Raw genomic sequence first — 23,581 nt, forward strand, 5'->3', positions numbered from 1 at the left:
ATCGGCGGTTTCCGGCGGCAGATGAGGCGTTTTCGCGGGATCACCCAGCCGGCTGCCAGCCGGCCGAGCGGGTGTGGTCGTGCGGCTCGTAGTACGGCACCTGGGCGTACGCGCGTACGGGAAACGTGCCGAAGGCGACGATCCGGGGCGGGGCGGCGGTGAACCGGGCACCGTGCGGGGGAAGCTCCTCGAGGCCGGTGAGGTGTTCGACGATCGGGATGCCGGCCGCGAGCAGCACGGTGTGCGCGGGTCGTTCGCCCCCGGCGGCCACCGTGTTGTCGTCGATGTTGACCGAGTCGATGCCGACCAGGGCGGCACCCCGCTCGACCAGCAGCGCGGCCGCCTCCCCGGTCAGATAGGGCGCGTCGGCCCCGTATTCCGGTGTGCCCCAGCCACGGTCGCCGCCGGTGTGCAGCAGCACGGCGTGCCCGGCGACGGCCAGCGGCTCGAGGTCGGCCTCGGTGACCGCCCGGCGACCGCTGCCGGCCGTCCGCACCACGACGGCGGGCAGGTCGGCCAGCCGTTCCAGGCTCACCCCGGCCAGGTCGGTGCCGCCCACATAACGGTGCCGTGGGGTGTCGAGGTAGGTGCCGGTCTGCCCCAGCATCTCGATCCGGTCGAGGCTGAACTCGGTGCCCGGGGCGTACTGGGGCCGGGAATCTTCCCAGGTCAGATGGGCGGTGATGACCGGCGCGGCCAGGCCCGGATAGGTGACCATCCCGTCCGTGATCACGTGGCTGAGCTCGACGAAACGCCGCCGCGGCGGCGCGGGCGGGCCGAACGAAGCCGGCTCGGCGAACGTCCGGATGTCGCGCAGCTCGACCCGCTCGACGTCGCGCAGCCCGAGCGAGCCGACCAGGATCCGGGCCAGGTCGGCCTCGGTGACGTCGAGATGCGGCACCGCCACCCGCAGACCCTGGGCCTGCAGCCGACCGCCGGTGGTGAACGTGATGTCGGCGGTCAGCTCCGCCCGATACTGCTCCACGGGTGTCACTATCGCAGCTCGATGATCGCCTCCACGAGCAGCCAGATGCCGAAGATGGCGAAGAGCGCGGCCGCGCCGTACTTGATGGCCTTCTCGGGCAGGTGCCGGCCGAGCATGCGGCCCACCACGATGGCGAGCGCGTCGGCCGCGACCATGCCGACGGTCGAGCCCAGCCAGGTGCCGAACCAGCCGTACTGGGTGGCCAGCGTGATCGTCGCCAGCATGGTCTTGTCACCCAGCTCGGCCAGGAAGAACGCGCCGCCGACGGCCAGGATGGCCGAGCCCGTGCTGCGTTCGGCCTTGGTCTTCTCGTCGTCGGTGAGCTTGTCGCCGCGCAGCGTCCAGGCGCCGAAGGCGAGGAAGGCCAGGGCGGCGACCAGGTTGATCCAGCCGGTCGGCAGGGTCGCGCCGAGGCCGTAGCCGATGCCCACCGACACCAGGTGCACGATCGCGGTGGCCACGGTGATGCCGATCAGCACCGGGATCATTTTGAATCGGGTCGCGAACGTCAGGGCCATGAGCTGGGACTTGTCGCCCAATTCGGCCACGAAAATGACGGCGAAGCTGACCGCCGTCGCGACGAGGAAGCCTTCCACAGAAATTTCTCCCGGTAACCAGACGACCGGGAAGAAGTGGCGCAGGGGCGGCTTCGACCCGGCCGTTTCTCAACAGCCATGGTCGAAGGTCTCGCTCGCCTCGGGGGGGACCGAGGCCGCGCGGCCGGACCCTCGGGAGGATCAGTATGTCGACCGCGACATTGGGAGCTACTCCCCTTCGCGTGATCGATCATAGCCAACGGCCCCCGCCTTTCGGCGGGGGCCGTGAGTGTGATCACTTTCCGACGATGAGCCTTTGCAGCTCCAGCCGCTCCGGTGCCTTCTTGCTCTTGACCGCGTCGGCGACGACCGGTTCGGGCGGTGCGATCGGCTTGCAGCGCTTGTCCGAACGCTCGCCGTCCTGGCGGTCCGGCAACTTGCCGGTGGCCAGATAGTCGGCGATGGTGCCGTCCACGCACCGATTGCCGTAGAGCGATCCCGAGTGGGTCGTCCCGCCGACACCCTCGACCAATACCGAGCGCGGGAACCGCTTGCGCGCCTCGAGGCTGCCGGTGAACGGGGTGGCCGCGTCCAGCGTCTCGCTGATCAGCAGGATCGGCGGGACGGTCTCGCCGGAGACCGTGACCGGGATGCCGCTGGGCGCCCCCCAGGTGCGGCAGGGCGCGTTGTACCAGGCGTTGGCCCAGGTCTCGAACGGCGCCTTGCGGTGCACCTCCCAGTTGTCGGCGGTCCACTTGGTCCAGCTCTTGGGCCAGGGCGCGTCGGTGCACTGGGTCGCGAGGTACATCGCGTAGTTGTTGTCGGCGTCCTTGCCCGGCGGGTTGTTGGTGTCGTAGAGCCGCTTGAGCGCGCTCGCGTCACCGTCGCGCACCCAGGCGCTGAAGGCGCGGCCGATGTCGGCCCAGCCGAACGTGTAGTAGCCGGCCTGCAGGAAGATGTCGGTCAGCTCGGACGGGCCGATCACCCCGCCCGCGGGCCGCCGGGTCAGCTGCTGCTGCTCGTCATAGAAGCGGTCCCGTACGGCCCGGGTCGTCTTGCCGAGGCGGAACACCCGGTCGTGCTCGGCCAGCCAGCCGAAGTAGACCTGCATGTTGCGGTCGAACGCCCGGTCCTGGTCGAGGTTCGAGTCGTACCAGACGCGGGTCGGGTTGACGACGCCGTCGAGCACCATCCGGCGGACCCGCTCGGGGTAGCGCGTGGCGTAGACCTGGCCCAGATACGTACCGTACGAGAAGCCGTAAAAGTTGATCTGCCGGGCGCCCAGGTCGTAGCGGATCAGGTCCATGTCGCGGACCGTGTCCAGCGTCTTGACGTGGTCGAGCAGGTCACCGCCGGCCTGGGCGCAGGCCCGCGCGTACGCCTCGGTGCGCTTGAGCCACGTCTTCTCGAGCTTGGCCGTGGTCGGCACGTACGCCGGCCGGTTGTACCCGGTGTAGTCGTTGTCGCAGGTCAGCGACGGCTTGCTGGCGCCCACGCCGCGCGGGTCGAACCCGATCCAGTCGTAGGCCGCCCCGGCCCCGTCCGGCACCAGCGAGCCCAGCACGGACAGCCCGCGCCCCTTGGCCCCCGGACCGCCCGGGTTGACCAGCATGACGCCCTGGTACTTGGCCGCGGGCACGGTGTGCTTGATCCGGGACACCGCGATCTGGATCTTCCTGCCGTTGGGCTGGGAGTGGTCCAGCGGCACGTCGACGAAGCCGCACTGCGCCTTGCGGACGCGCAGGGTGGGCTCGGTGCACGCGGTCCACTTGATCAGCGAGGCGGCTTCGGTTCGCTCGCCCGCCGCCCGCGCATCGCTCGCCGGAACCCCGATCACCGTCAGGGTGATCGCGGCGGTCGCAGCCAGAAGTCGTCTCATGCCAGCCTCTCGTGTCCGATTCGCCCCAATATAGTGGGCTCTGGGCGGAAGAGAGGCCGACCCCCCTCAGCCTTTCGTCCGGACTCGCTGGGCTACCAGGGCGACCGCGCCGAGGGCGGCGACGACGAGGCCATAGACGAGAGCCGTGTCGTGCAGACCGGCCGAGGTGGCGGCGAAACCGGCGATCACGGCCGGGACACTGAACGCCACGTACGCGATGACCAGCGCGACCGCGAACAGTTCGCCGCGCTCGTGCGGGGCGGCCAGCACGGCCAGCGTGCCGAACGAGGCAAGGGCGGAGGCACCGAACCCGACCCCGGAGATGACCGTGCCGGTCGCGGCGAGGACGGCGCTGCCCAGCTCGAGGCCGGCCACGCTGACCACGGCGCCGACGGTCAGCAGGACGCCGGCGATCGTCAGCACCCGGCTGGTGGGCACCTTGCGGAGGGCGTACGAGGTGATCGCTCCCGTGCCGCAGAGCAGGGTGACCACCAGTCCGCCGATGAGGTGGCTGCTGAGCCCGAAGACGCCGGCCGCCACCGACGGGCCGAGCGACAGGTAGAGACCGCCGATGGCCCAGCTCGCCACGATGATCGGCACGAGCGCGAGCACGTCGGCGCGCAGCCGGGCCGGGACGCCCAGGCGCGGGGCGAGCGAGGCGGCGGCACCGGGACGCCGGGCCGAGGTCTCCGGGATGCGCGCCACCACGACGGCGGCCAGGAGCATGCCGGCCAGCAGGAGCGCCCAGACGAAATGGGTCGGCGAGGGGCCGTACTGCACCAGGGCTCCGCAGCCCAGGGCGCCGATGGCCAGCCCGGCGACCGGGGCGATGCCGTTGATCAGGCCGGCCCGGCCGGGGGCGTGCGGCGGGTTCAGGTCGACCAGGGCCGCGCCCAGCGTCGTCATCGCGGCGCCGGTCGCGATGCCCTGCAGCAGCCGCGCGGTGAGCAACACGCCGACGTCACCCGCGGTGAGGAACAGGATCAGCGAGATCGCCTCGAGCCCGATCGCCGCGGCCAGCACCGGGCGGCGGCCGATGTGATCGGAGAGGGCGCCCAGCATCACCAGCGAACCGATCAGGCCGACGACGTAGACGGCGAAGACGACCGTCAGCGTGGTCGCCGAGAAGCCCCAGAGATGCTGGTAGACGACGTAGAGCGGGGACGGGGCGGCGGACGCGGCGGCGAACGTCACAAAGATCGCGGCGATCGCGGCGAAGGCGACCCGGCGGGACAGTCGCGCTTCCAGAACGGTCGTGGTCATGACTCTCCCGTTAACAGACAGGTCTGTCTAGTTACTGAACGTGCCGAGACTAGACAGACCTGTCTGCTATCGTCAACCGTATGTCCGTTGCGTCACCTCGTAAGGCCTCCGCCCGCGACCGTCTCCTGGCCGCCGCGGATGAGCTCTTCTACGCCGAAGGCGTGCACACCGTCGGCATCGACCGCGTCATCGAGCGCGCCGGCGTCGCCAAGGCCTCGCTCTACAGCACCTTCGGGAGCAAGGACGAGCTGGTCCGGGCCTACCTGGAGGGCCGGCACGAGCTGCGCCGCACCCGCCTGCTGGCCGGCCTGGAGCGCTACGACGACCCGCGCGACCGTCTGCTCGGCGTCTTCGAGGTGCTGGGCGAGCTGGCCGGCACGCCCGGGTTCCGGGGCTGCGCGTTCTACAACGCCAGCGCCGAGTCCCCGGCCGGCGGCCCGGTCGAAGAGGTCGCCAACGCCAACCGCGCGTGGACCAAGGGCCTGTTCTACGAGCTGGCCCTCGACGCGGGCGCCAAAGACCCGGTCACGCTGGCCGACCAGTTGGTCGTCCTCTACGACGGGGCCTCGGCCGGCGCCCGCATGGACCGCAATCCCCAGGCGGCCCAGACCGCCCGGGGCGTGGCGGCCGCGCTGCTCGCCGCGGCCACGTTTTAGCCGCGGGGCTCCGGCACGACTGTCGCCGGGGCCAGCGGCTGCGCCTCCTCCAGCTCGTGCACGACGTACTCGGAAGTCGGGGTGGGCTTGGCCTTGACCAGTGAGGCGAGCGCCCCCACGACCGCCATCGCGATGGCCAGCCAGAAGACGATGACCAGACCGTCGTGGAACGGCTCGGAGATCAGCTGGGGGAAGAACTCCAGGCCGGTCAGGCGGGACGCGTTGTCGGCGGGCAGCGCGCCCAGCACCTGCGGGCCGAGCAGCTCGCCGATCGGGTTGTAGCCGAGGAACGCCGCGAACAGGGTGCCCACCGGGGGCAGGGCGGCGATCGCGGCCGCCGTGTCGGCCGGCACCCCCTGGCCGGTCAGGCCGCTGCTCAGCGTGTTCGGCAGGGAGTCGGCCAGACCCGCCACCATCAGCGAGAAGAAGATGCCGATGGAGAGCACCTGGCCGGCGTTCTGGAAGGTGGCCCGCATGCCCGAGGCCGCCCCGCGCATGTTGGCCGGGACGCTCGACATGACCAGCGACGTGTTGGGCGCCGCGAACAGGCCGCCGCCGAGACCGTTGACAAAGATCAGGATCGCGAAGACGACGTAGTTGAAGTTGCCGGGCAACAGCAGCAGGCCGAGGAACGAGCCGGCCATCACCAGCAGGCCGCCCGCGGCGAACGGCCGGGGGCCGAACCGGTCGGACAGGAAGCCCGCGACCGGGCCCGCGACCAGGAAGCCGATCGTCATCGGGACCAGGTAGATGCCCGCCCACAGTGGAGTCGACTCGTAGCTGTAACCGTGCAGCGGCAACCAGATGCCCTGCAACCAGATGATCAGCATGAACTGGAGACCACCACGGGCCACGCTGGCCAGCAGGTTGGCCGCGTTGCCACTGGTGAACGCCGCGTTCTTGAACAGGGCCAACGGAAACATCGGCTCGGTCACGCGGGTCTCGATCACGACGAACGTCACCAGGACGAGCGCGCCGCCGATCAGTCCGATGAGGACCCACGGGTTGGTCCAGCCCATCGTGTGACCGCCGTAGGACTGGATGCCGTACGTGATCGCGGCCAGCACCGCGGTGAGCCCGACGGCGAAGGTCGCGTTGCCCCACCAGTCGATCTTGGCTTTCCGGCGGACGCCGGTGTCGTGCAGCGACCGGTAGGCCCACACCGTGCCGAGGATGCCGAGCGGGATGTTGACCCAGAAGATCGAGCGCCAGTCCCACTCGGCCAGCACGCCGCCCAGCACCAGGCCGATGAACGAGCCGGCCAGGGCCGAGACGATGTTGACGCCGAGCGCCATGCCGCGCTGCTTGGCCGAGAAGGCGTCGGTGATGATCGCGGCCGAGTTGGCCATCAGCATCGCGCCACCGACCGCCTGCAGCACCCGCCAGCCGATCAGCCAGAGCGCACCGCTCGAACCGTCGAACGGGTCGAGGGACAGGATGACCGAGGTGATCGTGAAGATGGCGAAGCCGGCGTTGTAGATCTTGACGCGGCCGTACATGTCGCCCAGACGGCCGAGGGTGACGACGAGGACCGCGGTGACGAGCATGTAGCCGATCAGCATCCAGAGCAGGTAGCTGACGTTGGCCGGCTCGAGGGGGTTGACGTGGATGCCCTTGAAGATCGCGGGTAGCGAGATCAGGACGATGGAGGCGTTGATCGTCGCCAGCAGGGTGCCGAGCGTCGTGTTCGACAGCGCGATCCACTTGTAGCGGGGGTGGTCCACGGATAACACGCAGTCCTCCTATTTAGGTATATATCGGGCATCGCAGGCCGTGTGGCACCGTCGCACCACGACTCGCGAAAGCCGCTAGGTCGCTAGATCACTCAGCCGCTCCAGCGCCGGGAGCGCGGCCACGACGGCCGCGTGCTCCTCCGGCGTGAGGCCCTGGAGCAGCTCGGACAGCGCCGCCGCCCGGACGGCGCGACGGTGGGCCACGGCGGCCCGGCCGGCGTCGGTGATGCTGACCACGACCGCGCGACCGTCGGAGGGGTCGCTCGTGCGCACGGCCAGCCCCTCCTTCTCCAGCCGCGTCACCAGCTGGGTCATCGCGGGCTGGCTGATCCCCTCGGGGGCGTAGAGCTCGCTGAGGCGACTCGGACCGGAACGCTCGAGCCGTCGCAGGGTCGACGCGGCGGTCAGGCTGAGCGGCCCACGCGGCGTGAGCCGTCGCAGCGTCTCGTAGAAGCGCTCGAACCCGGCGGCGACAGCGACGTCTTCGGCGGGAAGAGTGGTGGCGGTGGCAGGCTGCACACTCAAATGTATATCACCCACTTATGAAGACCGGATTCCCCCGAACGTGCGGTGCTGTCGAGCAGACGCACACCGGACAAAGTGTCACCATGCAGTCATGGACCAGCAAACGCTCTGGGCCTGGCTGCACCCCCACCTGGGCACCACCACCGGTGGGGGACGGGCTCCGCGGGAGTATGTGGCTGCCCTGCGCGGCGCCGCCCGGGCCCTGGATGCTGATCCGTCCTGGCGGAAATGGTGGGAGCAGACCGGTCTGTTGGCCTGCGAGCTGGGCATCGTCGTCGAGGGCCGGCTCGACCACCTGCGGCCCAGCGCAGATCTCCGCCGTCTCGACGACTGCCTGCTGGCCAACTTCACCTGCGCGCTGTCGGCCGACACGGGGCCCGGCGGCTGCACCCGGGCCGCCGTCGACGAGGTGCGCGAGATGTTCGAGGTGATCCGCCAGGCGCTCGCCCTGCCCGCGCTGCCGCCCGTACCGCCGGTTCCGGCCCTGCCGACCGACCTCGCCGACATGCCGATCACCGCGAAACGGCTGCCCGAGGCGCCGCACGAACCCGAGCAGCAGGGCCACCTGACCCTGATCCAGGAGTTCTTCGCCTGACGATCACGAGATCACCAGGTCAGGTCGACCAGCTCGCGTAGCTGCGCGAGCGCATCCGCCTTGCCCGGACCGTCCGGGAGCTCGGCCCGGGCGGCCGTGACGAGTCCCTTGCGCAACAGGGCATAGATCTCTTCCTGACCGGGACCAGGCAGGTCGGGGATCCACAGGCTGCCGAGGTGCTCCGTGACGACCATCCGGAGCCAGTCGGCGGTCTTCTGATCGTCGAGCCGCGGAATGAGGTATTCCAGCGTCCATTCGAAGAGACCACCAGTCGCCTGCCAGTCTTTCCCTGGCTGGACCATGATGAGCGCCGCCAATGTTGCCTCCCCAGGATGAAGACCCGCGGTGCCAGCCCTCGCTCCGCCACGAACCTTTCCACCCGTGCCACCTGCTCGGCGGTGAACAGCGAGACGTCCACCGGCACCAGATCCGCCTTCTTGAGGTGCAGCACGATCTGCTGCGAGAAGCGGTTCCACTGCTGCTCGAACCGGAACGCCTCGAACGGGCCGACCGCGTCGTAGGAGCGACCGCCCTGATCGAACCAGTCGGCCCGATGCCCGGGTTCGGCCCGGATCAGCCGTACGCCCAATTCGAACTCGATGCGGACGGCAGTCTCCGATTCGTTGGGCCGGTATCGGCCGGTGGCGGGGTCCATGCCCAGCGCACGGATCCGTTCCCTCTCGGGTCGCGGATCCGGCGCGCGCATCAGCGGTTCACACGCTCAGGCCGGTGCGCGCCCGGCTCTCGAGGCTCTTGCGGCTCTTGCGGCGCCTCGGCGGCGCGTGGCCGGGGTATCGCCCGCCCGGTTCCGTGTTCGTCGAGCGGCGCCTTCGGGGTGACCACGACCGGGGCGCCACCCTGTCCGATGCCGGCGTAGATCACCGGCCGGGTGCCGCGGAGTATCAGGGCGTGCAGCACGCCCAGCGCGATGACCGCAGCCAAGGTCAAAGGCAGGATCCAGAGGCTTTCCCGTACGCCCACAAGCGCGCCCGGATCACGGAAGGCGAGATAGCCGAGCGAGCCGAGAGCCACTATGGACAGCACCGGCGCCACGAAGCGGGTGTACACCCCTTCGCCGTTCGGCACCCGGTTGAGGTGCAGCAACGCGGCGACGGAGGTGGCCAGCAGCACCAGCAGCAGGCCGAGCGCGCCCGCGATCATCAGACGGCGCCCGACCGTCGGCGGGTCGCCCACGCCGGCCCATGCGGCGGCGGCCAGCAGCACGGCGACGACGGCGGACTGGGTCAGCGCGGCGGTGCGGGGTGCGAGCGTACGCGGGGACGTGCGACCCAGAGCGGCGGGCAGAACCCGCTCGCGGCCCAGGGCGTACAGGTAACGGGCCATCGCGTGGTGCAGCGCCAGCACCGCCGCGAAGAGCCCGGTGAGCAGCATCAGCCGCCCGATCGTGACGGCCCACGGCGCGAGGCGGCCGGCGGCGAGATCGAAGAGCAACTCGGAGCCCCGGGCGCGGGCCACCTCGGTGATCCGATCGGCTCCCGTTGCCGCGTTCAGCGACCACGAAGCGACGCCGATCAGGACGGCGAGGGCGGCGACGACGCCGTACGTGGAAAGCCCGGGATCCCGGCGTGGACGGATGGACTCCTCGGCGTACGCGCCGGTGGTCTCGAACCCGGCGAAGGCCAGCAGGCCGACCACCAGCAGCAGTCCGAGGGTGGTCATGTCGACGTCGCCGGTCGGGACGATGGTGGCCCGGGTGAGCCCGCCGGGAGCGGGGTCGATCACGTTGGCTGCCGTGAAACCGACCGCCACCGCGACCTCGGCCAGCACGAGCAAGGCGATCAGGCCGCTGACCACCTCGGCCCGGATCGTTCCGGCCAGCGTGACCAGCAGCCAGCAACCCGCGGCGACCATCCACCAGGACGCGGTGACGCCGAACCAACTGGCGAGCAGCGGGGCCGCCGCGACCCCGGCCATGCCGTAGAGACCGAGCTGGATGGCCTGGTAGCAGGCGAGAGCGAGCCAGGCCGCGCCGACGCCGGCCGGTCGGCCCAGGCCGCGGGCCACATAGGTGTACATCGCGCCGGCGAAGGGGGCGCGGTTGGCCATGGCCGCGTAGCCGGCCGAGAAGAAGATCAGGACGACGCCGACGGCCAGGAAGCTCAGGGGGACCAACGGCCCGCCGCCGGTGGCATAGGCGGCGGGCACCACGTTGATCAGCACCGCGATCGGCGCGGTGGCGGCGAGCGCGAAGAACGTCACCGCCGCGGCGCCGAGACGGCCCGGAGCTAGGGTCGTACCCACCCCTCTATTTGATCCTGAAGAGTGAGCGTCTGACAACTGGCCGTGAGGGTTCACTCACGGCATTGACTTACGGTTCGATCAGGATCTTCCGTCCGACACCGGCTCGGAACTGGTCGAGCGCGGACGCGTAGTCGGCCAGCGGGAACCGGTGGCTGACGAAGATCGACGGGTCGAGCACGCCGGCCGCGAGCAGTTGCCCGGCCCGGTCGAAGCTGTGCAGCACCGCCATCGAGCCGGTGATGGTGATCTCGCGCCGATAGATCTCGTACGGCTCGATCGCCACCCGGGCGTCGTAGTTGGCCACACCGAACTGCAGGAACGTGCCGCCCCGGCCGACCCGGGCCAGGCCGTCCTTGATGGCCGCCTCGACACCGGTGCAGTCGATCACCACGTCCCAGCCGCGGGGTGCGTCGAGCTCGTCGGCCGACGTGGTCGCCGCCGTGCACCCCAGCTGCTTGGCCGTCTCGAGCCGGGCCGGGTTGAGATCCACCATGGACACCGACTCGGCGCCGGCCCGTTTGGCCAGCTCGAGCATCATCAGGCCCATCGTGCCCGAGCCGTAGATCAGGTACGACGTGGCCATGTTGCGGGGCAGCACGTCGAACCCGCGTACGGCGCAGGAGAGCGGCTCGATGAGCGCCGCGTCCCGGGCCGCGAGGTGGCTCGGCAGCGCGAACAGGTTGGCCATCGGCGCCGCCACGAACTCGGCCGCGGCACCCGCCTTCGACACCCCGATCGCGTTCCAGTTCTCGCACTGGTTGCCCCGCGCCCGCTTGCAGTAATAGCAGTAGCCGCAGTACAGGGACGGATCGACCGCGACCTGGTCACCGACCGCGTAGCCGGTGACCTCGGACCCGACCGCGACAATCTCGCCGGCGAACTCGTGACCCGGCACGATCGGGAACGACGGGGCGAACTCGCCGTCCATGATGTGCAGGTCGGTGCCGCAGATGCCGACGGCGGCCGGCTTGACCACCACGTCGGTGGGGCCGGGGGTGGGGTCCGGCACCTCCTCGATGGCGATCGTGCCGGGCGTGACGACGACGGCGGCCCTCACTTGACGGCACCCATCGAGAGACCGCGCACCAGCTTGTTCTGCGCCACCCAACCGGCGATGAGCACCGGCAGCGACACGATCGTCGCGGCGGCACAGAGCCGGGCCAGGAACGCGCCCTCACTCGAGATGAACCCGACCAGGAAGATCGGCGAGGTGCTGGCGTTGGTGGCCGTCAGGTTCACCGCCAGGAAGAACTCGTTCCAGGCGAAGATGAAGCAGATCAGCGCGGTGGCCGCGAGGCCGGGACTGACGATGGGCAGGATGATCTTACGGATCGAGGTGATCAGGCCCGCGCCGTCGACCTCGCCCGCCTCCAGCACCTCGCGCGGCACCTCGAGCAGGAACGACCGCATCATCCAGACCGCCAGCGGCAGGTTCATGCTGGTGTAGAGGATGACCATGGTCCACACGTTGTCGAGCATGCCCAGGTGCTTGACCAGCAGATAGACCGGCAGGAAGGCCGCGACGGCCGGCATCATCTTCGTGGTGATGAAGAAGAACAGCGAGTCGCTCCACTTGGCCACCGGGCGCAACGACAGGGCGTAGGCGGCCGGGGTCGCCAGCAGCACGACCAGGATCGTCGAGAAGATGCTGGCCATCAGCGAGTTGAGCAGGAACGGCGTGATGTTGCGGTCGAAGACCTGGGTGTACTGCGCCAGGGTCGGCGCGAAGAACCAGCTCGGCGGGTTCGTCGCGGCGACGTTCTCCTGCTTGAAGCTGGTCAGCACCATCCAGATCACCGGGAACACGAAGATGATCCCGGCGATCCAGGCCGCCACGCCCCAGATCGAGTTCTGCAGCCGGGCCCTCATCGGTTCTCCTCCACCTTGAACAGGCCCGAGATGACGCGCAGGGCGAACGTGGCCACGATGATCGTCAGGAACACCACGATGACGCCGGCCGCGGAGGCCTCGCCGTACTCGAACTTGCGGAACATCGTCAGGTAGATCTCGTACGGCAGGTTGGTCGTCGCCGTTCCGGGACCGCCCTGCGTGATGCTGAAGACCGCGTCGAACGTGTTGACCAGGTAGATCGAGCCGAGCAACGCGCCCAGCTCCAGGTACTGGCGCAGGTGCGGCAGGGTCATCTTGGTGAAGATCTGCCACGCGTTGGCGCCGTCGACCTTGGCTGCCTCCAGCACCTCGTGCGACTGCGACTGCAGGCCGGCCAGCAGGATCAGCATCATGAACGGTGTCCACTGCCACACCAGCGTGGTGATCACGGCGGCCTTCGGATACGACGAGACCCAGTCGGTCGAGCCGCCGAAGAGGCCGTTGATCAGGCCGTAAGTCGGGTTGAAGAGCGCGTGCTTCCAGAGCAGCGCGGCGGCGATCGGCATCACCAGGAACGGCGTGATCAGCATGGTCCGGACGATGCCGCGGCCGAGGAACTTACGGTCCAGCAGCACCGCGAACAGCAGGCCGAGGATGAGCGAGAAGATCACCGCGCCGGCCGTCAGGACCACGGTGTTGACCAGCGCCGACCGCAACCGCGAGTCGGAGAGCACCGTGATGTAGTTGTCGAACCAGACGAACGGCTTGTCCCCCGGCCGCAGCGCGTTCCAGCTCAGCGTCGAGAGGTAGAGCGTGTAGAGGAACGGCACCTGCGTGATGATGATCGCGAAGATCAGCGCCGGCAGCAGCGGCGCCCGACGCACCCAGCGGTCCTTTGCTCCGCCCTTGGTGGGCCGAGCAGGCGGCTGGGTCCGCCTGCTCGGCCGGGCTACCGTGGAAGTGCTCACTTACTTGTACTTCTTCGCCACGTCTTCGGCCTGCTTCTGACCGTCCGCGAGGGCCTTGTCGACCGTGGTGCTGCCGGCGATCGAGGCGCTCACTTCCTGCGACACCTTGGTGCCGAGGTCGGCGAACTCGGGGATGCCGACGAACTGCACACCGAGCGCGGGCCGGGGCTGCACGCCCGGGTTGGTCGGGTCGGCGTGCTCGATCGAGCCGAGGGTCACGTCAGCGAACGCCTTGGCTGACTCCTTGTACTCCGGGATCGAGTAGGTCGAGGTGCGCTTGCCGGACGGGACACGCGACCAGCCGAGCTTCTCGCCGACCAGCTTCTCGTAGTCCTTGCTGGTCGCCCACGAGATGAACTTCCAGGCGTTGTCGGCCTTCTTGGTGGTCTTGGGCATGGCCCACGCCCACGTCCACAGCCAGCCGGAGTACTCGGTCTTGTTCACCGGGGCGTACGCGTAACCGACCTTGCCGGCCACCTTGCTGGCGTTCGGGTCTTCCAGCGTGCCGGCCGCCGAGGTGGCGTCGTACCACATGGCCGCCTTGCCCTGGCCGAACGTGTTCAGGCACTCGGTGAAGCCGGACTGCGGGGCGCCGGGCTGACCGTGCTGCTTGAGCAGGTTGACGTAGAAGTTCGTCGCCTCCTTGAACTCGGGCGAGTCGACCTTCGGCGTCCAGTCCTTCTCGAACCAGGTGCCGCCGTACGTGTTCACGACCGTGGTGAGCGGCGCGAACAGCTCGCCCCAGCCGGGCAGGCCGCGCAGGCAGATGCCGGACACGCCCTTGCTCTTGTCGTCGAGCTTGGCCGCGAAGTCGGCGACCTGGGCCCACGTCGGCTTCTCGGGCATCTTGAGGCCCTTGGCGTCGAAGAGTTCCTTGTTGTACATGAGGAACGACGACTCACCGTAGAACGGGGCGGCGTACATCTTGCCGTCCTCGCCGCTGAGCGACGACACCATCGGCTTGATCAGGTCGTTCACGTCGTACGCGGAGTCGGCCTGGGCCTGCGTCGACACCTCGTGCAGCCAGCCGTTCTTGGCCCAGATCGGCACCTCGTACGCGCCGACCGTGGCCACGTCGTACTGTCCGCCCTGGTTGGCGACGTCCTGGGTGACCTTGTCGCGAAGTTCGTTCTCCGGGAGGATCGTGAACTTCACGGTGATCCCGGTCTGCTTGGTGAAGTTGTCGGCGGTCAGCTTCTGGATGTCCTCCATCTGCGGATTGCCGACCATCAGCGCGGTGATGGTGTTGTCGTCCGAACCGCCGCTGCTGCCGCCGGTCGAGCCGGCACCGGAACAGCCGGCCGTGACCATCAGCAGGCCGGCGGCCGTGACCGCCGTCGCCATGGCGAGTTTTCTGGACATGGTGGAACCTCCGTTTTATTCGAAAACGGCGAGTGGGGGAGAGTGTTTTCAGACCCGGATGACTTGCGGTCCTAGCCGGGCATAGCGGTTCGCCTCGGAAACCGGCAGGGCGGTGTCCGTGACCAGTGATTCGAAATCAGATATCTCGGCGAATCGACAGAATGTGCGGACTCCGAATTTCGTGTGAATGCCGACGAAGACACGACGACGGGCGGCCGCCACCGCACGCGCCTTGACGTCCGCGACGGCCGGGTCGGGGGTGGTGAGCCCGACCTCGCGGGAGATGCCGTTGGCCCCGACGAAGGCCAGGTCGATCACGAACCCGGAGAGCATGTTGCCCGCCCAGTGGTCGACCGTGGCCAGCGTGCGCCCCCGCACCCGGCCGCCGAGCAGCAGCACCGTGGCCGGCGTGGACGCGGCCAGCCACGCCGCGGTGTTGAGCGAGGCGGTCACGACGGTCAGCGGCCGGTCGGTGGGAAGAGCCTCGGCGATCAGCTGGGGGGTGAAGCCCTCGTCGATGAAGATCGTTTCCGCGTCCCCGATGAGCCCGACCGCGGCGGCCGCGATCCGGCGCTTCTCGGGGACACCGCGAATGGTCCGCATCGCGAGGTCGGTCTCGAATTTCGCGGTCTCGACCGGGTACGCACCGCCATGCGTACGCCGGACCAGACCGTGCTTTTCCAACAGGCGCAGATCGCGTCGAATTGTTTCGGCCGAGACGTCGAGTTCCGCCGCCAGTTTCGCGACTTCGACCTCTCCGTGCCGGCGGGCCAGCGCGACGATCTGGTGCTGCCGCTCGTCCGCATTCAATTCCCGCCACCTCCGACCTCGTTGACCGACCTATTTGTAACACCGAAGAAACCTGTGGCCTCCATCACAAGCCAGGGCACTTCGTTGTTTACTTGCCCGTTTGACCGGTCGCGAACGCCGACCAAGATCATGCCAAACCCGGGTTGATCAGGCATATCGACTGACCGTTTGCGAGGAAAACATGCCCACATAGTGACCGGTCGTGTGAGCTCGGTCTTCGTTTCGGCGCCCGGTCCGTCTGCCCCGCTTCCCTCCGGGCTTTCCTCGGCTTTCCTCAGTGCGGCGCTCGGCCTTCCTCAGGTGCGGCGCTCGGCTTTCCTCAGGTGCGGCGCTCGGCTTTCGTCAGTGCGGCGCTCGGCCTTCCTCAGGTGCGGCGCTCGGCTTACCTCAGGTGCGGCGCTCGGCTTTCCTCAGCTGCGGCGCTCGGCTTTCCTCAGGTGCGGCGGCTCGGAGCCGACCTTCATGCCGTGCTCGCGACGGATCAACTGACAGAGTTCCTGTCCGCGGTTGCGGACCGGCCCGCCGGTCCGGCCGCTCATCACGCTGCCCTGGAATGCGCCGCCCGCGCCCTGAACGCGGACGTCGCGGTCCTGATGATCGACGGCGAAGTGGTCGCCTCGATCGGCCTGCCCGCCGACGAGGTGCCCGCCTACACGCTGGCCGAGGTCGCCCTGGGCCACCGCGCCACGCTCGACCTCGGCGACCACCGGTACGCGGTCACGTACGCCACGATCAGCGGCGCCAACCCGGGCGTACTGGTGCTCGGCCGCGCGTCCGACCCCTTCACGGCCGAGGAGGTCTGCCTGCTCCGCGGCATGGCCCGCGTCCTCGAGCTCAGCCTCCAGTCGCTGCACGTGATCGAGTCCGAGCGCCGCTTCGCCGAGGAGAACGGTCGCCTGCTCGGCTACCTCGACCACGGCCGCCGCGTCTTCGAGGAGCTGGGCGCCGTGCAGCGGGCGATCGGCCGCCGTACGCCCGTCGCCCGGGTCTTCGACATGGTGACCGCCGCCGTCCGCGACCTGCTCGGCGTCGACATGGTCGCGATCAGCCTGGTCGACCGCGAGGACCCGACCCGGGCCGGCGTGGTCGCCTCGAACGGCCTGTCGCCCGAGCTGGCGGCCCGGTTCCAGCAGGTCCCGGTCTCCACCTACGGCGTCTCCGGCCTGGCCATCCTGGCCGACGAGCTGGTCGCGATGCCCGACTACGTCTCGTCGGCGATCGCCCTGACCCAGATGACCGATCTGCGCCTCCGATCGGTCATGGCCGCCCCGGTGCACGAGAACGGTCAGGTCGCGGGCTGCGTCACGGTCGGCACGTTCGGCTCGCCGCGGCGCTGGGACAAGCCGGTCCGCGAGATCCTGCAGTCGTTCGCCGACCACCTCAGCCTCGCCCTGACCGACGCCCGCACCCAGGAGGCGATGAGCCAGGCGTTCCTCGACGCGCTCACCGGCCTGGCCACCCGAGCCCTGTTCCAGACCCGCATGGAGGAGGCCCTCGGCCCGGCCGGGCTGGGCGCCGCCGTGCTCTTCGTCGACCTCGACCGTTTCAAGGTCGTCAACGACTCGCTCGGGCACGCCGCCGGCGACGCCCTGCTCACCGAGGTGGCGGCCCGCATCCAGAGCTGCCTGCGCGACCGGGACACGGCCGCCCGGCTCGGCGGCGACGAGTTCGCCGTGCTGCTGCCCGGCGTGCACGACGCCGACGAGGCCGTGCCGGTGGCCGAGCGCATCCTGGACGCCCTGCGCGCGCCGTTCGACCTGCTCGGCGCCGAGACCTTCATCAGCTCCAGCATCGGCGTCGCGTTCAGCCGCCCCGGCCAGCACGCCAGCTCGGTGCTCATGGTGCACGCCGACCTCGCGATGTACCAGGCCAAGAAGCACGGCAAGGACCGGTACGAGGTCTTCGAGCCGGCCATGCAGGAGGCGTTCCAGGCCCACATCGCCCTCGAGGCCGACCTGCGCCGGGCCGTGGTGCGCCACGAGTTCGAGCTGCGCTACCAGCCGATCGTGAACCTGCAGTCGGGCGACATCACCGGCGTCGAGGCGCTGATCCGCTGGCTGCACCCGGAGCGCGGGATCGTGCCGCCGATGGACTTCATCCCGCTGGCCGAGGAGACCGGCATGATCGTGCCGATCGGCGAGTGGGTGCTGCGCGAGGCCACGGCCCGGGTCGCCGAATGGAACGCCCGCCGCACCGGCCCGCCCCTGACCGTCAGCGTCAACCTGTCGGCGGTACAGCTCGACCAGGCCAACCTGGTCGAGACGGTCGAGTCGGCCCTGGCCGGCGCCGGGTTGCCGGCCGAGCACCTGGTGCTCGAGATGACCGAGTCGCTGCTGGTCGACCACCGCCCGGCCACGCTCGAGCGCCTCGAGGCTCTCAAGGCCCTGGGCCTGCGCCTGGCCATCGACGACTTCGGTACGGGCTACTCCTCACTGGCCTACCTGCGCCGCTTCCCGGTCGACATCATCAAGATCGACAAATCCTTCGTGGACGACGTGGTGGACGAGCCGACCGCGGCCGCCCTGACCCACGGGATCATCCAGCTGGGCCGGGCGCTGCAGCTGTCAACGGTCGCCGAGGGCATCGAGCACGCCGGCCAGCTGACCTCCCTGGCCGGCGGCAACTGCGAGATGGGCCAGGGCTACTACTTCGCCGAGCCCCTGACCGGCACCGCCCTGGCCGAGCTGCTCTTCCCCGCCTGATTTTCCCGACTTATCGTCTTCCGGAGCGGCCGCCGCCACCCCCGCCCACCCAGGGACGTGGCTGGGAGGCTACGCCCGGGCGAGCGGCCGGGAACTGGTTATCCACAATGGCGCGTTGTCCACAGGGCGGCCGCGGGATCGAGCGCTGCTCGGCAGAATGACGGCATGCGGGAACGACCGGCGGGCCTCAGCGATGACGATCTCGTGCGGGGGCTGGCCGACGGGTGGGGACTGCGGGCTCGCGAGCTGGTCTACCTGCCGGTCGGGGCCGGGGGCTATCACTGGGCGGTCGACGGGCAGTGGTTCGTGACGGTCTCGGTGACCGATCTTGACCGGGTGGAGCGGGCGCTGGGCACTGCCGTGGCGCTTCGGGAATCGGGGCTGGAGTTCGTGCTCGCGCCGATCCGGGCGCATGACGGGGCCGCAGGGCGACGGTTCACCCCACGACACCTGCTGTCGGTCTATCCGATGGTGGACGGGGTTGCCGGTGACTTCGGGCCGCATCCCGCCGAGGACCGTGAGCGTGTGCTCGACCTGCTGATCGAGCTGCACGGGGCGGGAGCGGCGCCGGATGGGGCCGAGGCGCCGCGGACTGACCTGCGGCTGCCTGGACGGGCGGGGCTCGAAGCGGCGCTCGACGACCTGGCCGGGCCGTGGCGCGGTGGGCCCTGCGGGGAGCCGGCCCGCGAGATCCTGGCCGCGAACGCGGGGGTGATCCACGGCTGGCTGGCTGAGTTCGACCGGCTGGCCGGGGCGGCGGGCGATCCGGCGGGCTGGGTGATCACCCATGGCGAGCCGCACCCGGGGAACGTGCTGCACACGCCGGCCGGGCTGCTGCTGATCGACTGGGACACCGTGCTGGTGGCGCCGGCCGAGCGCGACCTGTGGATGCTGACCGACGCCATGATCGGGAGTGCGACCGGCGAGGCCGGCACAGAGATAAGAGGGCGCCCGGTGTCGACCGAGCTGATCGCTTTCTACCGGCTGTGGTGGATGCTGGCCGATATCGCGATCTACGCCGACGAGCTGCGACGGGAGCACGGCGACGGCCCGGATCCGGCCAGCTCGTTGGGCTATCTGGCGAACTACTTCGGGTGATCACCGGGAAGGCCGGCGAGGAGCGTCACGGCGTACGGGAGAAGGTTTGAATGATCTCGGCCAACGCGGGCGGCTCCAGACGGCCGGCCAGCGTGCCGAAGTCGCTCGGCGCGACCCAGGCGTGGCCCAGCAACTCCTCGGCCTCGTAGGGCATCAGGCCGGCTCGGGAGAGGGCCGGCGACGGCGTGTCGTAGCGGGCGGCGAAGAACTGTTCCTCGCCGATGTAGAAACGGCCCTTCCAGTACGAATTGCGGCGCACGTCGACGAAATGGTCGCCGACTCGGGCCGGGTCGAGGCCGGTCTCCTCGGCCAGTTCGCGCCGGGCCGCCTCGTGCGGGGTCTCGCCCTCGTCCAGGCCACCACCCGGCGGCTCCCAGATCTCGGTGCCGTCGTGCGGGTCGCGCCAGTGCATCAGGAGTACGCGCCCGTCGGCGTCGAAGCAGATCACTCGGGCCGCGGGGCGGTGCGTGCTCTCCATGAGTCCGACCTTAGGCAGGCACGGCCGCGGTGGGGAGCAGGGCCTCGAAGTCGGCTGCGGGCATCGGGCGGGCGAACAGGTAGCCCTGCGCAGCCGTATAGCCGAGCGTGCGCAGCCGTTGGAGCTGCTCTTCGGTCTCGACGCCCTCGGCCACGGCGTGCAGGCTCATCGCCTGGGCCAGGTGGGCCACGCCGGCCGCGACCGTGACCCGGTCACCGGGCGCCTGGGTGAACGAGCGGTCGAGCTTGACCTCGTCGATGGGCACGTCGTGGAGCAGGCTCAGGGTCGAGCTGCCGGTGCCGAAGTCGTCCAGCGCGAGCTTGACGCCGAGTTCGCGCAGCGCGTGCAGCACGGCGTGCGACTCCCCCAGGTCGACCGGCATCGACTCGGTGATCTCCAGGGTGATCCGGCCGGCGGCCACGCCGTACTCGGCCAGCAGCGCCGCCACGACCTCGGCGAAATCGGGTTCGCGCAGGTCACGGGCCGAGATGTTGATGTTCAGGACGGTGCCGGCGGGCCATTCGGCCATCCGGCGCAGCGAGTCGCGCAGCACCCAGCGGCCCAGCGGGACGATCAGGCCGGTACGTTCGGCGACCGGGATGAAGGCGTCGGGGGCGAGCGTGCCGTGCACCGGGTGGGCCCAGCGCACCAGCGCCTCGGCGCCCAGCACGCGGCGATCCTCGTCGAGCGTCACGATCGGCTGGAAGAGCAGGAACAGCTGGTCGTCGCGGATCGCGTCGCGCAGTTCGGAGCCGAGGTCGGCGCGGCCGCCCATGTCGGCCTGGTAGTGCCGGAACGTGGTGCCGGGCTGGGCCTTGGCGTCGTACATGGCGATGTCGGCCTGCCGCAGCAGCACGCTCGGGTCGTCGCCCGCGTGGCCGTCGGCGATGCCGATGCTGGCCCGGATGGGCAGTTCGTGGCCGTCGGTCGTCACGGGCGCCTGGAGCGCTTCGATCATGCGCCGGGCGGCCAGGTCGGCCGCGGCCGGGTCGGCGTTGTCGAGCACGACCACGAACTCGTCCCCGCCGAGCCGGGCGACGGTGTCGTCGACCCGGACGCAGCCGTTCAGGCGCTGGGCCACGGCGATCAGAAGCTGGTCGCCGACCTCGTGCCCGAGGGTGTCGTTGACCTCCTTGAAGTCGTCGAGGTCGATCAGCGCGACGGCGACCGGCCGGCCGTCGGTGGCCTCGACCGCCCGGCGCAGCCGCTCGTGGAAGAGCACGCGGTTGGGCAGCTGGGTCAGCGCGTCGTGGGTCGCGTTGTGGTCGAGGCGGCGCAGCAGGCGGCCGTTGTCGCGGAAGGCGGTGATCTGGCGGAGTACGACCACCGCGGTCAGCAGCACCGCGCTGGCCACGACGATCTCGCGGTCGGCGCCGTCGGCCGACCAGGTCACGACGATCAGCAGCGCGTCGACGGCGGCGATCGCGACGTAGGGCAGCACGCTGAACGGGCGCCGGCGGGCCGGTTTGGCGCCGCGGTGCGGGCCGGTCCGGGCATGACGCTGCAGGTGGGTGGCGATCGCGGCACAGAAGAAGAGCGCCGGCAGGTCGAGCATGTCGGGGAACAGGTTGGGGTCGATCGGGGCGACCAGCGGCTGCAGGATCGGCCCGAGAGCGCCGATGGCCACCGCGACGCCGATCATGCGGAGGGCGCCCGAGTCCATGTGGTTCTGGCTGGTCAGCAGGAACTTGGCGACGGCGAAGACGGCCAGCAGGGCGAGCACGCTCAGGGCCAGGGCCGGGAAGAGCGTCCGGGGATCCCCCTCGGCGAGGGCGAAGCGGGCCGAGAAGTGCCACAGGAAGACGGCGCAGGCCAGCATCACGGTGCCCGCGTCGAGCACCACGCGGAACAGCTCACCCCGGGTCTGCGTGCCGTAGGGGAGCTTGAGCAGGGCGTACATGACGAGCAGGACCGCAACGCCCTGGAACGCGATCTGCCCGACCCCGGCGCCCGCGTGGGCCGGGTCGGCGACCGTGAGCGAGTGCTGGGCCTGCGCCGCGTTGCCGAGGCCGACCGGGATGCAGATCACGGCGATCCGGCCCCAGAACTGCCGGACCGGCGGTGACAGGTACTCGGTGCGGGCGGTGCGCCGGCTCTCCAGGCCGAGCACGCCGGCGGCGAGGATGCCGGGCAGCCAGAGGAGCGCCCAGGGCAGTACCGGTTCGATCGAGTTGATCACGAATGCGATCACCGCGAACAGCAGTAGTGCCCCGGACGCCAGGAGCGGTCGACTCCTGAGTACGCCCATCCGGCCCCGCCTCTCGAGAGAAAAATGCTTCTCCAGAGATCGGCGAGCGGCGGCCGAAGGTGAGGAAACACGCTGTGACCCAGGTCCCCGGCGGAACGGCACACCGGGCGGCCATACTTTGTCACTGTGCTGCGACCTGCGACCTACGCCGAACGGGACATGATCCTGCCCTGGCGCAACCACGAATCGGTCCGTGCGGTGAGCCTGACCACCCACGCGATCCAGCCCGAGGAACACGCGAAGTGGTGGGAAAAGCGCTGGCGTGATGTGCTGATCTACGAAGACGATGCGGGTAGGCCGGCCGGGGTCGTGATCTTCAACGAGAACACCTGGTCCTTCTACCTGGATGTCGCCGGCCTGGGCGACGGGCTGCTGGCGGCGTGGATGCGCCTCGAGAAGGAGGCGGTGGAATACGCCTTCGGTCCGCTGGGCTTGGAGACCCTGGGCGGCGAGACGCTGGCCGACAACAAGCAGGTACTCGCGCTCCACCGCCGCTTCGGGTTCAAAGAGACGCGGCGCTACGAACGACTTGTCGACGGCGAGATGAAGACTGTCGTCTGGACGGAGAGAGGGAAGTAATGACTATGTTCGGGACCGACAAGCGGCCGTACATCGTCGCGGAGATGTCGGGCAACCACAACGGCTCTCTCGACCGGGCGCTGGCGCTGGTCGACGCCGCGGCCGATAACGGCGCGGACGCGATCAAGATCCAGACCTACACGGCCGACACCATGACCGTGGACGTCAAGCACGAGCGGTTCCAGCTCTCCCAGGGTCATGAGCTCTGGGGCGGCGAATACCTCTACAACCTGTACGAGCGCGCCCACACGCCGTGGGACTGGCACCAGCCGATCTTCGACCGGGCCCGCGAGCGTGGCATCACGCCGTTCTCCAGCCCGTTCGACCGTACGGCGGTGGAGCTCCTCGAGAAGCTCGACGCCCCGATGTACAAGATCGCCTCCTCCGAGATCACCGACCTGCCGCTGATCCGCCTGGCCGCGAGCACCGGCAAGCCGATCATCATCTCCACCGGCATGGCCTCGGTGAAGGAGATCGCGGCCGCGGTCGAGGCGGCCGAGGGTGTCGGCGCCACCGACATCACCGTGCTCAGCTGCACGGCCTCCTACCCCGCCCCGCCGGAGTTCACCAACCTGCGCCGCATCCCGGTGCTGGCCCAGATGCTCGAGAAGCCGATCGGCCTGAGCGACCACACGCACGGCATCGGCGTCCCGATCGCCTCGGTCGCGTTCGGCGCCTGCCTGATCGAGAAGCACTTCACGATGGACCGGGCCGACGGCGGCGTCGACTCGGCCTTCTCGCTGAATCCGGCCGAGCTCAAGGCGATGCGCATCGAGTCGGAGCGGGCCTGGCAGGCGCTCGGCACCACGCACATCGGCCCGACCGAGGCCGAGAAGGAGGGCCTGCGGTTCCGCCGGTCGCTCTACGTGGTGGCCGACGTGAAGGCGGGCGACAAGGTCACGCCCGAGAACGTCCGGTCCATCCGGCCGACCGGTGGGCTCGAGCCCGACTCGATCGGCCTGGTCATGGGCCGCACCTTCACGGCCGACGCCGAGAAGGGCACCCCGCTCAGCTGGGACCTGGTCTAGGCACAAAAAGAGGGGGCCGCCCGGCGGCCCCCTCTTTTTAAAAG

At 69.8% G+C, this 23,581-nt stretch carries 21 protein-coding genes; 6 read left to right on the top strand and 15 right to left on the bottom strand.

Annotated elements, in window-relative coordinates; all coding sequences use genetic code 11:
• Nucleotides 1-40: 40 nt before the first annotated feature.
• From KOI35_RS28845 to KOI35_RS28860, 4 genes are all read right to left on the bottom strand, one after another.
• Nucleotides 41-985 (bottom strand): cyclase family protein, encoded by a 945-nt coding sequence (locus KOI35_RS28845; protein ID WP_215791783.1) that lies wholly within the window; start codon nucleotides 983-985, stop codon nucleotides 41-43.
• Nucleotides 986-993: 8 nt separating this feature from the next.
• Nucleotides 994-1,581: a TMEM165/GDT1 family protein gene (locus KOI35_RS28850; RefSeq protein WP_215791784.1), complete on the bottom strand. Its 588-nt coding sequence runs from the start codon at nucleotides 1,579-1,581 to the stop codon at nucleotides 994-996.
• A 235-nt stretch (nucleotides 1,582-1,816) separates the two neighbouring features.
• On the bottom strand, nucleotides 1,817-3,400 hold the full coding sequence (locus KOI35_RS28855; protein ID WP_215791785.1) for an alpha/beta hydrolase: 1,584 nt from the start codon (nucleotides 3,398-3,400) through the stop codon (nucleotides 1,817-1,819).
• A gap of 66 nt (nucleotides 3,401-3,466) precedes the next feature.
• Nucleotides 3,467-4,663 (bottom strand): MFS transporter, encoded by a 1,197-nt coding sequence (locus KOI35_RS28860; protein WP_215791786.1) that lies wholly within the window; start codon nucleotides 4,661-4,663, stop codon nucleotides 3,467-3,469.
• A gap of 80 nt (nucleotides 4,664-4,743) precedes the next feature.
• Here KOI35_RS28860 and KOI35_RS28865 point away from each other — a divergent pair, with 80 nt between their 5' ends.
• Nucleotides 4,744-5,319 (top strand): TetR/AcrR family transcriptional regulator, encoded by a 576-nt coding sequence (locus KOI35_RS28865; RefSeq protein ID WP_215791787.1) that lies wholly within the window; start codon nucleotides 4,744-4,746, stop codon nucleotides 5,317-5,319.
• Here KOI35_RS28865 and KOI35_RS28870 read toward each other — a convergent pair.
• Both KOI35_RS28870 and KOI35_RS28875 read right to left on the bottom strand, forming a co-directional pair.
• Entirely contained in the window at nucleotides 5,316-7,052 is a 1,737-nt protein-coding gene (locus KOI35_RS28870) for an MFS transporter (RefSeq protein ID WP_215791788.1), read from the bottom strand. The genes KOI35_RS28865 and KOI35_RS28870 overlap by 4 nt on opposite strands.
• 75 nt (nucleotides 7,053-7,127) lie before the next feature.
• Entirely contained in the window at nucleotides 7,128-7,571 is a 444-nt protein-coding gene (locus KOI35_RS28875; RefSeq protein WP_215791789.1) for a MarR family winged helix-turn-helix transcriptional regulator, read from the bottom strand.
• Between the two features lie 97 nt (nucleotides 7,572-7,668).
• Here KOI35_RS28875 and KOI35_RS28880 point away from each other — a divergent pair, with 97 nt between their 5' ends.
• The gene (locus tag KOI35_RS28880) at nucleotides 7,669-8,172 is read left to right on the top strand and encodes a hypothetical protein (protein ID WP_215791790.1); all 504 of its coding nucleotides are present in this window, start codon (nucleotides 7,669-7,671) and stop codon (nucleotides 8,170-8,172) included.
• Between the two features lie 11 nt (nucleotides 8,173-8,183).
• Here KOI35_RS28880 and KOI35_RS28885 read toward each other — a convergent pair whose 3' ends face one another.
• The 7 genes from KOI35_RS28885 to KOI35_RS28920 all read right to left on the bottom strand — a co-directional run bounded on the left by KOI35_RS28885 (nucleotide 8,184) and on the right by KOI35_RS28920 (nucleotide 15,404).
• Nucleotides 8,184-8,489, bottom strand: coding sequence for a hypothetical protein (locus KOI35_RS28885; RefSeq protein ID WP_215791791.1), 306 nt, complete (start codon nucleotides 8,487-8,489; stop codon nucleotides 8,184-8,186).
• A 388-nt stretch (nucleotides 8,490-8,877) separates the two neighbouring features.
• Nucleotides 8,878-10,434, bottom strand: coding sequence for an APC family permease (locus KOI35_RS28895; protein ID WP_308121195.1), 1,557 nt, complete (start codon nucleotides 10,432-10,434; stop codon nucleotides 8,878-8,880).
• A 67-nt stretch (nucleotides 10,435-10,501) separates the two neighbouring features.
• Nucleotides 10,502-11,491 (bottom strand): zinc-dependent alcohol dehydrogenase family protein, encoded by a 990-nt coding sequence (locus KOI35_RS28900; protein WP_215791792.1) that lies wholly within the window; start codon nucleotides 11,489-11,491, stop codon nucleotides 10,502-10,504.
• Nucleotides 11,488-12,303: a carbohydrate ABC transporter permease gene (locus tag KOI35_RS28905; RefSeq protein ID WP_215791793.1), complete on the bottom strand. Its 816-nt coding sequence runs from the start codon at nucleotides 12,301-12,303 to the stop codon at nucleotides 11,488-11,490. The genes KOI35_RS28900 and KOI35_RS28905 overlap by 4 nt, the downstream gene beginning before the upstream one ends.
• Nucleotides 12,300-13,148, bottom strand: coding sequence for a carbohydrate ABC transporter permease (locus KOI35_RS28910; RefSeq protein ID WP_308121196.1), 849 nt, complete (start codon nucleotides 13,146-13,148; stop codon nucleotides 12,300-12,302). Before KOI35_RS28910 ends, KOI35_RS28905 begins: the two co-directional genes overlap by 4 nt.
• 84 nt (nucleotides 13,149-13,232) lie before the next feature.
• On the bottom strand, nucleotides 13,233-14,594 hold the full coding sequence (locus KOI35_RS28915) for an ABC transporter substrate-binding protein (RefSeq protein ID WP_215791795.1): 1,362 nt from the start codon (nucleotides 14,592-14,594) through the stop codon (nucleotides 13,233-13,235).
• A gap of 48 nt (nucleotides 14,595-14,642) precedes the next feature.
• The gene (locus KOI35_RS28920) at nucleotides 14,643-15,404 is read right to left on the bottom strand and encodes a DeoR/GlpR family DNA-binding transcription regulator (protein ID WP_215791796.1); all 762 of its coding nucleotides are present in this window, start codon (nucleotides 15,402-15,404) and stop codon (nucleotides 14,643-14,645) included.
• Between the two features lie 467 nt (nucleotides 15,405-15,871).
• Between KOI35_RS28920 and KOI35_RS28925 the strand changes: the two genes are divergently transcribed.
• Nucleotides 15,872-18,106 carry a putative bifunctional diguanylate cyclase/phosphodiesterase gene (locus tag KOI35_RS28925; protein WP_308121197.1) on the top strand — a complete coding sequence of 745 codons (2,235 nt, stop codon included), beginning with the start codon at nucleotides 15,872-15,874 and terminating at the stop codon, nucleotides 18,104-18,106.
• Nucleotides 18,107-18,271: 165 nt separating this feature from the next.
• The gene (locus KOI35_RS28930; protein WP_215791798.1) at nucleotides 18,272-19,204 is read left to right on the top strand and encodes a phosphotransferase; all 933 of its coding nucleotides are present in this window, start codon (nucleotides 18,272-18,274) and stop codon (nucleotides 19,202-19,204) included.
• 25 nt (nucleotides 19,205-19,229) lie between these two features.
• Here KOI35_RS28930 and KOI35_RS28935 read toward each other — a convergent pair whose 3' ends face one another.
• Together KOI35_RS28935 and KOI35_RS28940 are read right to left on the bottom strand one after the other, a co-directional pair.
• Complete coding sequence (locus tag KOI35_RS28935) at nucleotides 19,230-19,682, bottom strand: NUDIX hydrolase (protein ID WP_215791799.1); 453 nt, start codon at nucleotides 19,680-19,682, stop codon at nucleotides 19,230-19,232.
• Nucleotides 19,683-19,692: 10 nt separating this feature from the next.
• Nucleotides 19,693-21,873, bottom strand: a complete 2,181-nt coding sequence (locus tag KOI35_RS28940) for a putative bifunctional diguanylate cyclase/phosphodiesterase (RefSeq protein ID WP_308121198.1) — start codon at nucleotides 21,871-21,873, stop codon at nucleotides 19,693-19,695.
• Between the two features lie 183 nt (nucleotides 21,874-22,056).
• Here KOI35_RS28940 and KOI35_RS28945 point away from each other — a divergent pair, with 183 nt between their 5' ends.
• Nucleotides 22,057-22,509 carry a GNAT family N-acetyltransferase gene (locus KOI35_RS28945; protein ID WP_369076857.1) on the top strand — a complete coding sequence of 151 codons (453 nt, stop codon included), beginning with the start codon at nucleotides 22,057-22,059 and terminating at the stop codon, nucleotides 22,507-22,509.
• Nucleotides 22,509-23,537 (top strand): pseudaminic acid synthase, encoded by a 1,029-nt coding sequence (pseI, locus tag KOI35_RS28950; RefSeq protein ID WP_215791801.1) that lies wholly within the window; start codon nucleotides 22,509-22,511, stop codon nucleotides 23,535-23,537. Before KOI35_RS28945 ends, pseI begins: the two co-directional genes overlap by 1 nt.
• The last annotated feature ends 44 nt before the right edge of the window (nucleotides 23,538-23,581 follow it).

This window comes from Paractinoplanes bogorensis, from assembly GCF_018829635.1.
Classification (GTDB): Bacteria; Actinomycetota; Actinomycetes; order Mycobacteriales; family Micromonosporaceae; genus Actinoplanes; species Actinoplanes bogorensis.

Excerpts from the sequence above, each read along its gene's own strand:
- KOI35_RS28855 (WP_215791785.1), bottom strand. The coding sequence starts at position 3,400 with ATGAGACGACTTCTGGCTGCGACCGCCGCGATCACCCTGACGGTGATC.
- KOI35_RS28860 (WP_215791786.1), bottom strand. The coding sequence starts at position 4,663 with ATGACCACGACCGTTCTGGAAGCGCGACTGTCCCGCCGGGTCGCCTTC.
- KOI35_RS28865 (WP_215791787.1), top strand. The coding sequence starts at position 4,744 with ATGTCCGTTGCGTCACCTCGTAAGGCCTCCGCCCGCGACCGTCTCCTG.
- KOI35_RS28880 (WP_215791790.1), top strand. The coding sequence starts at position 7,669 with ATGGACCAGCAAACGCTCTGGGCCTGGCTGCACCCCCACCTGGGCACC.
- KOI35_RS28905 (WP_215791793.1), bottom strand. The coding sequence starts at position 12,303 with ATGAGGGCCCGGCTGCAGAACTCGATCTGGGGCGTGGCGGCCTGGATC.
- KOI35_RS28915 (WP_215791795.1), bottom strand. The coding sequence starts at position 14,594 with ATGTCCAGAAAACTCGCCATGGCGACGGCGGTCACGGCCGCCGGCCTG.
- KOI35_RS28930 (WP_215791798.1), top strand. The coding sequence starts at position 18,272 with ATGCGGGAACGACCGGCGGGCCTCAGCGATGACGATCTCGTGCGGGGG.
- KOI35_RS28935 (WP_215791799.1), bottom strand. The coding sequence starts at position 19,682 with ATGGAGAGCACGCACCGCCCCGCGGCCCGAGTGATCTGCTTCGACGCC.
- pseI (WP_215791801.1), top strand. The coding sequence starts at position 22,509 with ATGACTATGTTCGGGACCGACAAGCGGCCGTACATCGTCGCGGAGATG.